This window comes from Streptomyces poriferorum (assembly GCF_019399235.1).
GTDB lineage: Bacteria > Actinomycetota > Actinomycetes > Streptomycetales > Streptomycetaceae > Streptomyces > Streptomyces poriferorum.
The window spans coordinates 1-14,475 of sequence record NZ_JAELVH010000042.1 but is presented as its reverse complement, the minus strand read 5'-3'; the positions used below and the strand labels follow the sequence as shown (position 1 = coordinate 14,475).

The 14,475-nt window shown below is 70.7% G+C and carries 12 protein-coding genes; 7 read left to right on the top strand and 5 right to left on the bottom strand.

The features are described 5' to 3' along the window. Positions 1-14: 14 nt before the first annotated feature. Entirely contained in the window at positions 15-1,643 is a 1,629-nt protein-coding gene (locus tag JGS39_RS10540) for an alkaline phosphatase D family protein (RefSeq protein ID WP_219568507.1), read from the bottom strand. Between the two features lie 291 nt (positions 1,644-1,934). On the opposite strand from JGS39_RS10540, the gene JGS39_RS10535 reads away from it, so the two are divergent. The 3 genes from JGS39_RS10535 (at position 1,935) to JGS39_RS10525 (ending at position 4,322) form a co-directional block, all read left to right on the top strand. Further along, positions 1,935-2,708 carry an SDR family oxidoreductase gene (locus JGS39_RS10535; protein ID WP_219568505.1) on the top strand — a complete coding sequence of 258 codons (774 nt, stop codon included), beginning with the start codon at positions 1,935-1,937 and terminating at the stop codon, positions 2,706-2,708. Between the two features lie 159 nt (positions 2,709-2,867). Then, the gene (locus JGS39_RS10530; RefSeq protein ID WP_219568504.1) at positions 2,868-3,335 is read left to right on the top strand and encodes a lamin tail domain-containing protein; all 468 of its coding nucleotides are present in this window, start codon (positions 2,868-2,870) and stop codon (positions 3,333-3,335) included. Between the two features lie 102 nt (positions 3,336-3,437). Further along, entirely contained in the window at positions 3,438-4,322 is an 885-nt protein-coding gene (locus tag JGS39_RS10525) for a PhzF family phenazine biosynthesis protein (RefSeq protein ID WP_219568503.1), read from the top strand. A 99-nt stretch (positions 4,323-4,421) separates the two neighbouring features. Here JGS39_RS10525 and JGS39_RS10520 read toward each other — a convergent pair whose 3' ends face one another. Together JGS39_RS10520 and JGS39_RS10515 are read right to left on the bottom strand one after the other, a co-directional pair. Beyond that, on the bottom strand, positions 4,422-5,354 hold the full coding sequence (locus JGS39_RS10520; RefSeq protein WP_219568502.1) for an NAD-dependent epimerase/dehydratase family protein: 933 nt from the start codon (positions 5,352-5,354) through the stop codon (positions 4,422-4,424). Next, entirely contained in the window at positions 5,351-6,427 is a 1,077-nt protein-coding gene (locus JGS39_RS10515; protein ID WP_236063429.1) for a ScbA/BarX family gamma-butyrolactone biosynthesis protein, read from the bottom strand. The genes JGS39_RS10520 and JGS39_RS10515 overlap by 4 nt, the downstream gene beginning before the upstream one ends. Positions 6,428-6,553: 126 nt before the next feature. Here JGS39_RS10515 and JGS39_RS10510 point away from each other — a divergent pair, with 126 nt between their 5' ends. Together JGS39_RS10510 and JGS39_RS10505 are read left to right on the top strand one after the other, a co-directional pair. Next, on the top strand, positions 6,554-7,216 hold the full coding sequence (locus JGS39_RS10510; protein ID WP_219568501.1) for a ScbR family autoregulator-binding transcription factor: 663 nt from the start codon (positions 6,554-6,556) through the stop codon (positions 7,214-7,216). A 129-nt stretch (positions 7,217-7,345) separates the two neighbouring features. Continuing rightward, positions 7,346-7,723: a VOC family protein gene (locus tag JGS39_RS10505; RefSeq protein WP_219568500.1), complete on the top strand. Its 378-nt coding sequence runs from the start codon at positions 7,346-7,348 to the stop codon at positions 7,721-7,723. 45 nt (positions 7,724-7,768) lie between these two features. On the opposite strand, the gene JGS39_RS10500 is transcribed toward JGS39_RS10505, so the two are convergent. Next, positions 7,769-8,395: a response regulator gene (locus tag JGS39_RS10500; RefSeq protein ID WP_236063432.1), complete on the bottom strand. Its 627-nt coding sequence runs from the start codon at positions 8,393-8,395 to the stop codon at positions 7,769-7,771. Positions 8,396-8,610: 215 nt separating this feature from the next. Here JGS39_RS10500 and JGS39_RS10495 point away from each other — a divergent pair, with 215 nt between their 5' ends. Next, positions 8,611-10,110 carry a sensor histidine kinase gene (locus tag JGS39_RS10495; RefSeq protein WP_219568499.1) on the top strand — a complete coding sequence of 500 codons (1,500 nt, stop codon included), beginning with the start codon at positions 8,611-8,613 and terminating at the stop codon, positions 10,108-10,110. A gap of 88 nt (positions 10,111-10,198) precedes the next feature. Here the strand turns inward: JGS39_RS10495 and gntA are convergent, their stop codons facing one another. After that, positions 10,199-10,873, bottom strand: coding sequence for a guanitoxin biosynthesis heme-dependent pre-guanitoxin N-hydroxylase GntA (gene gntA / locus JGS39_RS10490; protein ID WP_219568498.1), 675 nt, complete (start codon positions 10,871-10,873; stop codon positions 10,199-10,201). A 276-nt stretch (positions 10,874-11,149) separates the two neighbouring features. On the opposite strand from gntA, the gene JGS39_RS10485 reads away from it, so the two are divergent. Next, positions 11,150-14,475: non-ribosomal peptide synthetase (locus tag JGS39_RS10485; protein WP_219568497.1), on the top strand; the 3,326-nt coding region annotated here is incomplete at its 3' end.

Sequence of the window (14,475 nt, the reverse complement as noted above, 5' to 3'; positions counted from 1 at the left end):
CGGCCTCCTCGCGCTCAGGCCGGGGTCAGGCCCTGGTTGCCGGCCTCTGTGACGAACGAGGCGGCCGTCGTCACGGGGGCGTCGGGCGTGGTGACGGCGGACACCGTGCGGTAGTCGGCGCGTGCCTGGCGCTCCTGGAGCGTGACCAGGGCGTACCCGCGGCGCCCGTTGTAGAACTTCATGTGCGGGTTGGCGGCCATGATATTGGCCCAGTTGGCCGGCTTCTCCGAGCCGTTCTTGCCGCTCGCGATGGACGTGGCGACGATCTCGGTGCCGACCGTACGGGAGGCGGGGTCGTCGAAGTCCCGCTTCAGGTCGAAGGCGTAGCCGACGTGCACGTCGCCGGTCAGCACCATGAGGTTGTCCACACCGGTGGCCTCGGCGCCCCTCAGGACGCGGTCGCGGGACGCCGGGTATCCGTCCCAGGAGTCCATGGACAGCTTGTAGGCGTCGGTCGGCACATCGCGCCGCCGGGCGAAGGTGACCTGCTGCGGGACGACGTTCCAGGTGGCCTTCGAGTGGCGCCAGCCGTCGATCAGCCAGCGCTCCTGGGCGGCGCCGGTCAGGGTGCGCGACGGGTCCTCGGACTCGGGTCCGGGGGTCTGCCAGCCGTCGCCGTACGCCTGGTCGCTGCGGTACTGGCGGGTGTCGAGGATGTCGAACTGGGCGAGCCGGCCGAACTGCAGGCGCCGGTAGAGCTTCATGTCCGGGCCGTCGGGCCGCTGCGGGGCGCGCAGCGGCTGGTTCTCCCAGTACGCCCGGTAGGCGGCGGCCCGGCGGATCAGGAACTCCTCGGGCGGCACGCTGTTCTCGGGGGTCTCGCCCGCGTAGTTGTTCTCGGTCTCGTGGTCGTCCCAGGTGACGACGAAGGGGTGCGCGGCGTGGGCGGCGCGCAGGTCCGGGTCGGACTTGTAGAGGGCGTACCGCAGCCGGTAGTCCTCCAGCGTGGTCGTCTCCCGGTTGAAGAGGGCGGGCAGGGTCCGGTCGGTGTAGTTACGGGCTCCGCCGGTCGCGGTGACGGCGTACTCGTAGAGGTAGTCGCCGAGGTGGAAGACGACGTCGACGTCCTCCTGTGCGAGGTGCTTGTACGCGGTGAAGTAGCCGTCGTGGTAGGCCTGGCAGGAGACGGCGGCCAGGGACAGTTCACGCTTGTGGGCGCCGGGGGCGGGCGCGGTACGGGTCCGGCCGACGGGGCTGGTCCACTGTCCGGCGCGGAAGCGGTAGTAGAGCACGCGGTCCGGTGCGAGGCCCTTGACCTCCACGTGGACGCTGTGGTGGAACTCCGGGTGGGCGGTGGCGGTGCCGCGCCGGACGATGTGCCGGAAGCGCTCGTCGCGGGCGACCTCCCAGCGCACCTCGATGCGGGCGGCGGGCAGTCCGCTGTCCGGCTCGAACGGGCGGGGCGCGAGTCTCGTCCACAGGAGGACGGATTCGGGCAGCGGGTCGCCGGAGGCGACGCCGAGGGTGAACGGGTCCTCGCCGATCTGCCGGGTGTCGAGCTCGGCGGCGCTCGCCGCTCCCGCGGCCGGCAGGCCGACGGAGAACGCGAGTGCGGCGGCGGCTCCGGTGACGGTGAGAAAGCGGCGGCGGCCGGTGTTCCGGACCGCGTCGCGCAGCTCCCGCTGGTGCGATGAGAGCGTCATCTGTCCCTCCCCTGACTGGTGATGTGGGGGAAGTCCATCGGGCCGACGCATCGGGCGGTTGTCGTGCTCGCGTCGCACGGACGTCGCCCGGATGAGGAATGCGGCAGGAATGGATCCCCAGGGGCAAACTCCGCGTACGCGGCAGAACCATGATCATTAACTTCGGGTGCGGCAGCCGGGGAATCGCCGTGCCGCGTGCGGGAATCACCCGCGGGACGCGAACCCCCCACCCGGACGCGCCGTTTGCCCCCGGCCGCATCCTCCGGAGCCGGCGGCGTACGCTGCCGCACCATGAGCAACAAACTGTTGAACTCCGCGACGAAGACGGCTGTGGTCACGGGCGCGGGCTCCGGAATCGGCCGCGCGGTGGCTCTGGCGCTGTGCGGCGCCGGCTGGTCGGTGGCGCTCGCGGGCCGCCGCCCGGAACCCCTCGCCGAGACCGCCGCGCTGGCCGGGCCGGACGCCCGGGTGATCACCGTCCCCGCCGACGTGTCACGCCCGGACGACGTGGACGCCCTGTTCTCCTCCGTACGGGAGTGCTTCGGCCGCCTCGATCTGCTCTTCAACAACGCGGGCACCTTCGGGCCGCGCGCCGTGCCGGTCGAGGAACTCGCTTACGACGACTGGCGCACGGTGGTCGACGTGAACCTGACCGGGGCGTTCCTGTGCGCGCAGGCGGCGTACCGGCAGATGAAGGAGCAGGGCCCCCAGGGCGGGCGGATCATCAACAACGGCTCCGTCTCCGCGCACGCGCCACGCCCGCACTCGGTCGCCTACACCGCGACCAAGCACGCGATGACCGGCCTGACGAAGTCGCTGTCGCTGGACGGCCGCCCGTACCGGATCGCCTGCGGCCAGATCGACATCGGCAACGCCGCGACCGAGATGACCGAGCGGATGCGGACCGGGACCCTCCAGGCCAACGGCGAGCTGGCCGTGGAGCCGGTGATGGCGGCATCGGACGTGGCCCGGACGGTGGTCCACATGGCGGAGCTGCCACTGGAGGCGAACGTCCAGTTCACCACCGTGATGGCGACGGGAATGCCGTACGTGGGCCGGGGCTGACGCAACCGGGCGGGAACAGGCCCTCCTGCGAACACAACTGACCATCTCTCAGGCCCGAACGGCCGATACCCGCCGCATTCGCACCCCGGCCGGCTCGGTAAGCGCGTGCTGCCCTTATGCTCGCAGCTCTTCACCAGAACTCCACATAAGGACCACAGCATGCGCATACGCACCGCGGTGCCCCTCGCCCTGGCCGCCACCACCGCCCTCACGGGCTCGCTGCTCCTCGCGACCCCGGCCTCCGCCGCGAAGCACCAGGGTGGCGTCCACCTCGGCCTGATCCAGTACGACAGCCCCGGCAAGGACACCCGGTCCACCGCCTCGCTCAGGGCCGAGTGGGTCGAGATCCACAACAACACCAAGGCGAAGGTGCAGCTCAAGGGCTACAAGCTCAAGGACAACACCGGGTACACCTACACCTTCCCCGCCTACAGCGTCGGCGCGGGCAGAACCGTCAAGGTGCACACCGGCAAGGCCAGGAACAGTTCCGGCCACCTGTACTGGAACCGCGGCTCGTACGTCTGGAACAACACCGGTGACAAGGCGCGGCTGATCAAGCCGAACGGCAAGCTCCTGGACTCCTGCTCCTGGACGAAGTCGAGCAAGGGCACCAAGAACTGCCACTGAGCGGGATGCCGCGGTCCGGGTGCTTCCCGGTCCCGCCCGGCACGGGGGCGGGCGGGACCACGGGAGGGGAATGCCCCGGACCGCGGCGCGGTTGTGCCGCACATGACTGATCTTCCCGGGCCCGATCTCCTGCGCTACACCGCCTTCTCCGCCGACCCCTCGGGCGGAAATCCCGCCGGCGTCGTGCTGGACGCCTCCGGTATGGACGAGGCGGGCATGCTCGCCGTCGCGGCGGAGGTCGGATACAGCGAGTCGGCGTTCCTGACCGGCCGGACCGAGGCGTCGGAGCCCGGTGCGCGCGGTTACGCGATCCGCTACTTCAGCCCGAAGGCCGAGGTCCCGTTCTGCGGTCACGCCACCGTGGCCACGGCCCTGGCCCTCGCCGAGCGGGACGGTCCCGGGGACCTGGAGTTCATCACCGCGGCCGGTCCGGTGCCCGTCACCGTCGTCCGCGAGGGGACCGAACTGCGGGCGACCCTCACCAGCGTGGAGCCGCACGTCACGGACGCCGCCGCGGAGGACGTCGCGGAGGCGCTGGCCGCGCTGGACTGGCCGGCCACCGATCTCGACCCGGCCCTGCCGCCCCGCATCGCCTACGCGGGCGCCCGTCATCTGGTGCTGGCCGCCGCGAGCCGCGAGCGGCTGGCCGCACTCTCCTACGATTTCGCGCGTCTCGAAGCGCTGATGCACCGGCTGGACCTCACCACGGTCCAGCTGGTGTGGCGCGCTTCGGACAGCGTCTTCCACGTACGCGACCCGTTCCCGGTAGGCGGTGTGGTCGAGGACCCGGCGACGGGCGCGGCGGCCGCCGCGTTCGGGGCGTACCTGCGCGCCCTGTCGCTGGTCCCGGAGACCGCCTCGCTGACCCTGCACCAGGGTGAGGACATGGGCCGCCCCGGCACGCTGACCGTCACCCTGCGGGCGGGCGACGCACGGGTGCGCGTGAGCGGGACGGGGACGCGTATCCCGGACCGGGCGGGCGCGTGAGGGCCGCCGTGGGCGGCCTCAGCACCCGCGGCGTCCCCGGTGATCTCGGCATTCCCGGCGGCATAGGCGTCCCCGGCGCCCTCAGCGGTATCGGCGGCCTCAGCGGCTGAGGAACTCCCGGTACCAGGGGGCGTGCTGCGCGAAGGACGTCCGGAAGTCCGGGCCCGGGGCCCAGCCGAGGTCCTCGCCCACCCGCTCGTCGGCGAACCAGTGGTCCACGGTGAGCATGTCGAAGTGGTGCGTGGCGTACGGGACGCCGGCCAGCCGGGTACGGGCCTCGTCCAGGGCGATCTCCGTGCCCGCCCAGGGCAGTGCGAGTTCGCCGAGCACCGTGGACAGCAGGTCCGAGCAGGTCACCGGCTCGGGGTGGTTGACGTGGTAGACGCCGGACGGCGCCTTCGGGGCGAGCGCCGCCCCGAGCAGTGCTCGGCCCAGGCTCTCCACGTCGATCAGCGAGTGGCGGGCGTCGCAGCCGGCCGGTGCCGCCGACAGGTACCTCAGCAGGGCGACCAGTCCGGGGATCGCCCACCGGTCCCCCGCCCCGTGCACGATGTGCGGGCGCAGGACGGCTCCCCCGGCCGCCAGGACGTGCTGCTCGGCGGCGACCCGGGTCAGGCTGGTGGCGGAGACGGGGGCGGGCTCGGCCGCTCCGGGGGGCAGCGCGGTGAAGGGGCCGCGGCCGTAGACGGACGCGGTGCTCAGCAGGACGATCCGGCCGACTCCGCCGCGTACGGCCTCGTCGACCAGCGCACGGGTGCCGTGGTCGTTGACGGTCCGGGCGGTCCGCTCGTCGGAGCCGACCCGGGAGGCGCAGTGGATCACGGCGTCGACGCCGTCACAGCTGCCGCGCAGCGATCCGGGGTCGGCGAGGTCTCCGTACACCGTCTCGCAGTGGAGTCCGTCCGCCGGGGTGTCGAGGGCGGTCCGGTGGGTCATCAGGCGCAGCCGGATCCCGGGCGTCGCGCGGGCGGCGGCGGCCACCCGGCTGCCGATGAAACCGGTCGCGCCGGTAATGAGGATGCGGGGCGTCATGAGAGGTCCGTTCTGACATCGCCGGGCCCGGCCGGGTGGAGTTCCGGCGAGCGGAGGGTGCAGGTGAAAGCTGGTTCGCCGTCCTGAACGGCCCGTATGAACATTCCGGCGGGCGCGAGGGGGTCGTCGCCGTCGGCGGGGAGCGTCGTGGCCTCGATCCGGCAGGGGCGGTCCAGTTCCACGTACTGGAGGAAGTCGGCCTGCATCGCCGTCGGCAGGAAGGCCGATCCGGTGGCCGCGTGCGCGGCCTGCCGGGCCGCCTCCAGCAGCAGGATGCCCGGTACGTGATCGTTGGGGCGGCCGAAGAGTGTCGGGTGCCGGGTGTCGAGCCGCAGGAGCCAGGTGCCGGGGTCGGTGCCGGGCGAGAGGACGACGTCGTTCTCGGAGGTCCTGCCGACCGTACGCGGTGCGACGGCGGGCAGGAGGGGTATCGGGGCGTCGAGGACGGCGCCGCGGTGGCCGCGCAGCCGCTGGTACGCCGCGGCCGAGGTGCAGCTGATCCGGCCGCCGCCGGTGGCGAGCACGGTGCCGCGGCGGTGCAGGAGGAGTTCGATGTGCATGGAGCCGAGGCTCCGGCCCCGGCGGCGGATCCGGGAGCAGGAGACGTCGACCGTGATGTCCCACGGCTCCTCGCCCAGCTCCAGCCGCTCGGACGCGGAGGTGTACCGCAGCTCCCACATCACGAAGGCGTCACCGACCGGTACGCCGAACTGGGCGTGGGCGATCAGCATCGTCGTCTGCCGCATGGTCTCGGCTATGAGCAGGGGGTCCTGGTGGCTGCCGACCGGGGCGAAGAAGCGATGGGCCCGCGGCCAGTGGGCCGGTACCGAGAACTGGGTGTCGGTGAGCCGGGTGAGTCCGGTGGGGAAGACGTCGAGCGGGTCGGTCCGGTGGACCAGCTGTCTCAGCCGATCGGGTGAGCCTTCTCTGCGGCCGGGCTCCTCCCCGGCCGGGGAGCCGGTCTCCTCCGGGCTGCCGGAGGAGACCTCGGCGCGGCCGGCACCCGTGGCGTACCCGGCCCGCTCGACGCTCTCCACCGACATCGAAGCGCTGCGTGAGGTGAGCTGAACCATGAAGTTCCCCCAGGAGGATCCGAGTCAAAGGGCCGAGCCGCCCCGCAGTAAGATACTGACAGCCCGGTTTTCCTTTCCAGCCAACCCCCTGTGGCACCAACCACGCCACCAGTAAGAGAGAAGCTGATGGCACAGCAGGCGCGCGCGATCCAGACCCGCAGGTCGATCCTGGTGGCGGCCGCCGACGTGTTCGACGAGCGCGGCTACAGCAGCGCGACCATCAGCGAGATCCTGGCGCGTGCGGGGGTGACCAAGGGCGCGCTGTACTTCCACTTCGCCTCGAAGGAGGACCTCGCGCTCGGGGTGATGGACATACAGCTGCACAGCGATCCGCTCCCGCCCCAGCTCACGAAGCTCCAGGAGCTGGTGGACCAGGGCATGCTCCTCGCCTACCGGCTGCGCCATGAGCCACTGGTCCGGGCCAGCGTCGGTCTGGCCATGGACCAGGCCGTGGAGGGCCTCGACCGCGGCACACCCTTTCGCGGCTGGATAGACCGGCTCGAACACATCCTGGTGGCCGCCAAGGGGCAGGGCGAGCTGCTGCCGCACGTGGCTCCGGGCGAGGCCGCGGAGATGCTGGCGGGATCCTTCTCGGGCATCCAGGTGATGTCCCAGGTCCTGTCCAACCGCGAGGACCTCGGTCGGCGGATCTCGGTCCTGCTGCACTACGTGCTCCCGAGCATCTCGACGCCGGCCGTTCTGGCCACGCTGGATATGGCCGAAGATCGCGGTGAGCGTCTGCTCCGCAGCCTCGAAACCGTACCGAGCCAGGCCGGCGCCCCCAACTGACCTCCTCCGAACACCCCGTGACCCCCGGAACCAGACCACGCGGTCCGCATCCGGCGGCGCGAGCACATCGTGAACGGGGGCGGGTCGTAAGCTCGGTGACTCAGCGCCAGCCACCGACAGGAGCCCCCGATGTCCGTCCGCCGCGTCGTCCCCAACATCGTGACCGGCACGGGTGACGGAACCGGGGACGCCTCCGCAGCCATGCGGGCCAACGCCGCCTTCTACGGGCTCCTGGGCCTCGACGAGGTCATGAACCAGGGCTGGATCATGACGCTCGCCTCGCCCTCCCACCCCACGGCCCAGGTCAGCATCATGACCGCCGACAGGACCGGCCCGGTCACGCCTGATCTGAGCGTGGAGGTGGAGGACGTGGACGCGGTGTACGCGGCGGTGGTGCGCAGCGGCGCGGAGATCGTGTACGGCCCGGCCGACGAGGAGTGGGGCGTGCGCCGCTTCTTCGTACGCGATCCGAACGGGCGCGTCATCAACGTCCTGAGCCATGGCTGACCCGACGGGTGCCGGCCCGACGCCCCGGCGGCGCACGGACCTGCCTCAGTCCGCCGCTGTGATCAGGTCCGCCTCATGGGCGATGATCGCGGCCTGTACCCGGTTACCGACTGCCAGTCTCCTGAGGATGGAACTGACGTGAGTTTTCACCGTGCCCTCCACGAGGTCCAGGCGACGGGCGATCTGCGCGTTCGAAAGGCCCGCGCCGAGCAGCCCCAGCACGACGCGCTCGCGGCTGCTGAGCCGGGCTGCCTGCTCCCGGGCGGCCGATTTCCGCGACATGTTCTCCAGGGACAGGCCCCGGATCACCCGGTGCGCCGCTTCGGGGGAGAGATAGGCGGCGCCGTCGGCCACGGCGTGCACACCCGCGATCAGTTCACGCGGGTCGCCCGACTTCAGCAGGAAGCCGCTCGCTCCGTTGCTCAGGGCGCGCGAGATGTAGTCGTCGTTGCTGAAGGTCGTGAAGATGATCACGGCGGTGCGCGAGGAGGTCCGCAGGATCTCGGACGTCGCGTCCAGCCCGTCCAGCAGCGGCATCTGCACATCCAGCAGAGCGACATCCGGCTGGTGACGGTGGACCATCTCGACGGCCTGCCGGCCGTCGGCGGCCTCGGCCACCACCTCGATCTCCTGGTCGGCCGACAGAATCGCGCGGGCTCCCGCCCTCATCATCGGTTCGTCGTCAGCGAGCAGAACTCGGATCACCTGATTCCCTATTCTCTCTTCGCCCCGGCCGGTGCCGCGTCGGTTCACAGCCAGGACTCCCTGTGAAAGGCATTAAGGGTCCTCGAAGGACCGGTGAACCCGAGCGGCGGGCCGGCCGTTCCTGCTTCCTTGCCGCCTATGCCGAACGGCGTAAGGCTATCCGGAGCGTAGCCCTGTGGTGCGTGCTCTCCGTGCCTCCGTTGCTCGGCTCCCCCACCGATCTGACGTCGTCGACGTCGTGGTGGAGACTCGGCGGGCTCGTCCTCCTCGTGCCGGTCGTCGCTTTCCGGGAGCGTCACCTTCCGCTGGCCTGGGGTGTCGGTGCGGCGCTCAGTGTGATCAATCCCTGGTACTCGCCCGCTCTGTTCGCGATGAGTTATCTCGTGGGACGGCGCAAGACGCGCGAGCGGCCCGTGGAGATGGCCATCGCGGTGGGTGTGGTCGCCGCGACCGTCCTCACCACCGGAATGAAGTCCGGCCATCTCACAACCTGGCTCAATACCGCCCCTCTCCTCGTCGGTGCGGTGACGGCCTGGCTGGCCGGCCGGCACCGGCACCAGCGCCGCGAGCTCGAACTGGCCGGCTGGCAGCGCGCCCAGCATCTGGAGCGGGAGCAGCAGCTCAGCGTCGACCGGGCCAGGATCCGCGAACGGGCCAGCATCGCACAGGACATGCACGACCAGCTCGGCCATGACCTCACCCTCATCGCCATGCTCGCTGCCGCACTGGAGGTCTCTCCGCGCCTGGACGAGGCGTCCAGGTCCACCGCCGGTGAACTGCGCGTCAGTTCGGCCCAGGCGATCACCAGGCTCGGCGACATCATCGGCGTGCTGCGCGTGGACGCCTCCCAGGAACCGGCGCCGTCGCTGCGCGAGGACGTGATGAGCACCGTGGACCGGGCGCGTACCGCCGGCATGCTCATCGATTTGAAGCGGCGCGGCCTCGATCTCCCGGCGCCGCGCGGCGTCGAGGAAGCCGTGCAGCGTGTCGTGAAGGAGGCACTGACCAATGCCGCCAAGCACGCCCCGGGTGCCGAGATCCAGGTCCTGCTGGAGCGGCTGACGGACCTCACCCGGGTGACCATCACCAACGAGGCGCCGGACAGCCCGCCGCAGGACACCAGTGGCAGCGGGATGGGACTGGTCGGGCTCGCCGAGCGGGTCCGGGTCCTGGGCGGCACCCTGGCGGTGCGCCCCCTCGACCACGGCGGCTTCGAGGTGGCGGCGCAGTTGCCGCACTCGGGCACCAACACCGCCCAGTTCCCCGGTCCGGCCGAGGCCGGCGGGCTGCCGGGGGCACCCGTCTCGGTCAGGGCCAGGCAGCGGGCCGAAGCCCGGGTGCGCCGCAGCCTGGTCGCGGTGGTGGCCGTGCCGGTCGCGGCGACGGCCGCGGTGGCCGTGCTGATGATCGGCTACACCTCCCGGACGTACGAGAGCATGACGCTCGACACGGACGTCTACCGGGGACTGCGGCAGGGCCAGAAATGGGAGGACCTGCGCTCCCAACTCCCCGGCCAGCAGGTGAATCCGCGGGATGCGGTGCGGGGTCCGGCGATCCCGGCTCAGGCCTCATGCCGGTACTACCGCGCCGACGGCGGCCTCTTCTTCATGGGGTCCGGGGTGTACCGGCTGTGCTTCAAGGACGGCGAGCTCGTGACCAAGGACGAGTTGCACGAGAAGTGAGAACGGGGCCGTCCCCGCGGTCGCGCGATGCGGGGACGGCCCCGCGGGGCAGGGGCCGGAGCAGGCGCAGGCGCCTGCGGCCCGCCGGTCATCCGGTCGGCGTGTGCATCCCGGGTTCCGGGTGGAACGGGCACTTCCAGTCGGCCGGTACGGCCCGCCCCGAGTACTGCCGTGCCTCCGACGACGTGCCGTGATCGGCCAGCATGGGATTGACGCTTCCCTGCAGCCGCAGCTCCTTGGCACGAATCCTGCGCTGCAACCCGAAGTACGTGCCGTCGGCCTTCAGCCTGCCGAACTGCTCATGGGAATTGAAGACCAGCGCGGGGTACGTGAACCTCCGGGATATCCGCGAGGAACCCGGATTGAGTCCGGCGACGAAGAACGGCCGGCCTGCGACACTGAACCCGAATTCGGACGACTCCGTGTCGCTCGAGTAACCCTCGCTCCAGGAATAGGACTTCGCGTCCAGCCGGTGAAGCCGGCCCAGCTGCCCCCACAACGCCTGTTCGAACTCTTCCTCGCCGCACTCCCTGGGCGTACGGAATATGGCGACGAACGAGGCGAAGTCATGCTCCGCGGAAACATTCGCATCAATGAATTCAATGAGATTCTGATGCAACTTCTCCGTGCAGTCGTCAGAATCCAGCTCTTCATATACGTGGGTGACCAGAAGGTCCTGACGAACTGCCGCACGTGCCCCCAGACAGGTGAAGGCATCGCCATTTATCCAGGAGACAAGTTCCTCCTCGATACTCCGCTGCACCGTACCGCCTCCGTTCCGACACAAGGTTTGCGACCGTAGCACCCGGCCACGCAGGACCGAATCGCGAGCACCCTCTTTAAGCTGGGGCTGAATATGGGCCACCACTGCGCCACCACTACGGCACCCGCGGGCCTCAATGACTCTTAAGCTGAGAGTTAATGACCCCGACTTTTGGTTGCACGGAACGCGGGCGGCGCAATACGTTGCTCGTCGCTATTGCTGCCTGATCTATTACCGGTGGCGGCATAAAAGACAAATTGCGGTCCGGTGGGAGACATGGCAGTGACGCGACAGCCACGTAAGATCGAAGACATCTACCCGCTGTCTCCCCTCCAGGAAGGCATGCTCTTCCACAACGTCCTCGACGAGGGGACGGGGCCGGACGCGGACGATGCCACCGACGTGTACGTGGCTCAGGTGGCGACGGACTTCGAGGGCGCACTCGACGCCGAGGCCCTGCACGCCGCCGCCGACGCGCTGCTCCTGCGCCACCCGAACCTGCGGGTCGCCTTCCGCCAGCGCAAGTCCGGTGAGTGGGCCCAGCTGGTGCTGCGCGATGTCACCGCACCGTGGCGGACCCTCGACCTCCGGTCGGCTCCGGCCGAGGAGCGTGCGGCACTGGCCGAGCAGGCGGCCCTCGATGACCGCGACCGGCGGTTCGACCTCGGGCAGGCCCCGCTGGTCCGCTTCACACTGCTCCGCCTCGGTGAGCAGCGCTATCGCTTCCTCCTCACCAACCACCACATCCTGCTCGACGGATGGTCGATGCAGATCGTCATGCGGGAGCTGTTCGGGCTCTATCTCGCCAAGGGCGACGCATCGGAGCTGCCCCGGGTCCGCCCGTACCGCGACCACCTGACCTGGCTCGGCGCGCAGGACGCCACCGAGGCCCGCGCGGCCTGGGCCGAGGCGCTGACGGGGCTGGAGGAGCCCACCCGGGTCGCCTCGCTGGGCGTGGAACATCCGCCGATGGTGCCCGAGCACGTGCTGTTCGGCCTCGACGAGCGCGAGACGGTGGCGCTGACGGCCTTCGCCCGTGAGCACGGGCTCACCCTCAACACCCTGGTGCAGGGCGCCTGGTCACTTCTGCTCTCCAGGATGACGGGCCTGGACGACGTGGTGTTCGGCGTGACCGTGTCGGGCCGCCCGCCGGAACTCGACGGTGTCGAGGACATGGTCGGCCTGTTCATCAACACCCTTCCCCTGCGGCTGCGGCTGCGCCCCGACGAGCCCTTCTCGGCGCTCCTGGGCAGGCTCCAGGAGGAGCAGGCCCTGCTGCTGGCCCACCAGCATCTGGGTCTGTCGGAGATCCAGCGCATCGCCGGGCTCGGTGAACTCTTCGACACGTCCATGGTGTTCGAGAACTACCCGCTGGACGCCGGAGACATGAACCAGGCGTCCGGCGGCCTCAAGGTCCTGCGGACCGTCGGCTACGACGCCACGCACTATCCGCTCGGTCTCGTGGGGATGCCCGACACCACCCTGCGTTTCCAGCTCGACCACCGCCCGGACGTCTTCGACAGCGCGGCGGCGGCGGAGCTCGGCGAGCAGTTGCTGCGGACCCTGCGGCTGCTCCTCACCGCTCCGCAGACACCGGTCGGCCGCATCGACGTACTCGACACCGAGCAGACCCGGCGCATGCTCGTCGACTGGAACCGCACCGAACTGGACATGCCGGCCGAGCTCCTGCCCGAGCTCTTCGAGGCCCAGGTGGCCCGCACCCCGGACGAGACGGCTGTCGTCTTCCGGAACGCCACCGTGACCTACCGTGAGCTCAACGGCAGGGTCAACCGGCTGGCCCGGCTGCTCGTCGAGCACGGGGTCGGGCCCGAGGGCATCGTGGCCGTGGTGCTGCCGCGCTCGGTGGACTCCGTCGTCGCGCTCCTCGCCGCCATGAAGGCCGGGGCCGTCTATCTGCCGGTCGACCCCACCTATCCGGCCGAGCGCACCTCGTTCATGCTGACCGACTCGGCGCCCGCCCTCGTGGTGACCTCCGGCGCGGCCGCCGACCGTGTGAGTGTCCTCGACGGCTCCGGCGTACCCGTCCTCCGCCTCGACGACCCGGAACTCCAGGCGTCCCTGGCAGCGCGACCGGCCGCCGACCTGCCCGGCGTGCGGGCGACCCGGGACAACGGCGCGTACATCCTCTACACCTCCGGTTCCACGGGCCGGCCCAAGGCCGCGCTGATCAACCACTCCAGTCTCACCAACCTGCTCCACCACCACCAGGCCGAGGTGCTCGCCCCGGTGGTGGAGTCCGTCGGCGGCAGACGGCTGCGCATGGCGCACACCGCGTCGTTCTCCTTCGACGCCTCCTGGGGGCTGTTCCTCTGGATGGCGGCCCACGGCCACGAACTCCATCTGATCGACGACGAGGCCCGGCACGACCCCGAGGCGTTCGCGCGGCAGGTGGACGAACACCGCATCGATGTCGTCGACATGACGCCCTCCGAGTGCCAGCACCTGATCGCCGCCGGCCTGCTGGATGACGGCCGGCACCGCCCGGCCCTTGTCGTCCTCGGCGGCGAGGCCATCGGTGAGGCGCTGCGCGGACAGCTGACGTCGGTCGAGGGCCTGACGGGTTTCAACTTCTACGGTCCGACCGAGTGCACCGCCGACAGCGTCACCGGCGTCGTCCGCGAGGGCAGCCCGGCCGAGATCGGCACGCCCGTGTCCAACGCGCAGGTCTATGTGCTCGATTCGGCACTGCGTCCGGTACCGGCCGGTGTGTCGGGTGAGCTGTACGTCGCCGGAGCGGGTGTGGCCCGCGGCTACCTGGGACGTCCCGGGCTGACCGCCGAGCGCTTCGTCGCGAACCCGTTCGGACCGGCGGGCTCCCGGATGTACCGCACCGGCGATGTGGTCCGCTGGACGGCCGCCGGGGTGCTCGAGTTCATCGGCCGCGCCGACAACCAGGTCAAGGTGCGCGGTTTCCGTATCGAGCTCGGCGAGATCGAGTCGCTGCTCGGGGCGCACGCGTCGGTGGCGCAGTGTGCCGTGATCGTCCGTGAGGACCAGCCCGGCGACAAGCGGCTCGTCGCCTATGTGGCGCCCTCGGAGGACGGCGGGGCGGACGCGGCCGAACTGCGTGCGTTCGTCGCGGAGCGGCTCCCGAACCACATGGTCCCGGCGGCCGTGGTCGAGCTCACCCGGCTTCCGCTGACGCCCACGGGCAAGCTGGACCGCCGTGCCCTGCCCGCGCCCGACTACGCGGCCTCGACGGCGACGGCCCGCAGACCCCGCACCGCGCAGGAGGAGATCCTGTGCGGGCTGTTCGCCGATGTTCTCGGCCTGGAGCGGGTCGGCGTCGACGACAGCTTCTTCGACCTCGGCGGGCATTCACTGCTTGCCACCCGTCTCGTCTCCCGCATCCGTACCGCACTGGGCGTGGAGCTCCCGGTACGGCGGCTGTTCGAGGCTCCGAGCCCCGCCTCCCTGGCCGAGGGCCTCACTGCCGCCGGCACGGCACGGGCTGGTCTGGTGGCGGGTCCGCGTCCTGAGCGGGTGCCGTTGTCGTTCGCCCAGCGACGCCTGTGGTTCCTCCAGCAATACGAGCCCGGCAGCTCCCTCTACAACATCCCGGTCGCCCTGCGCCTGACCGG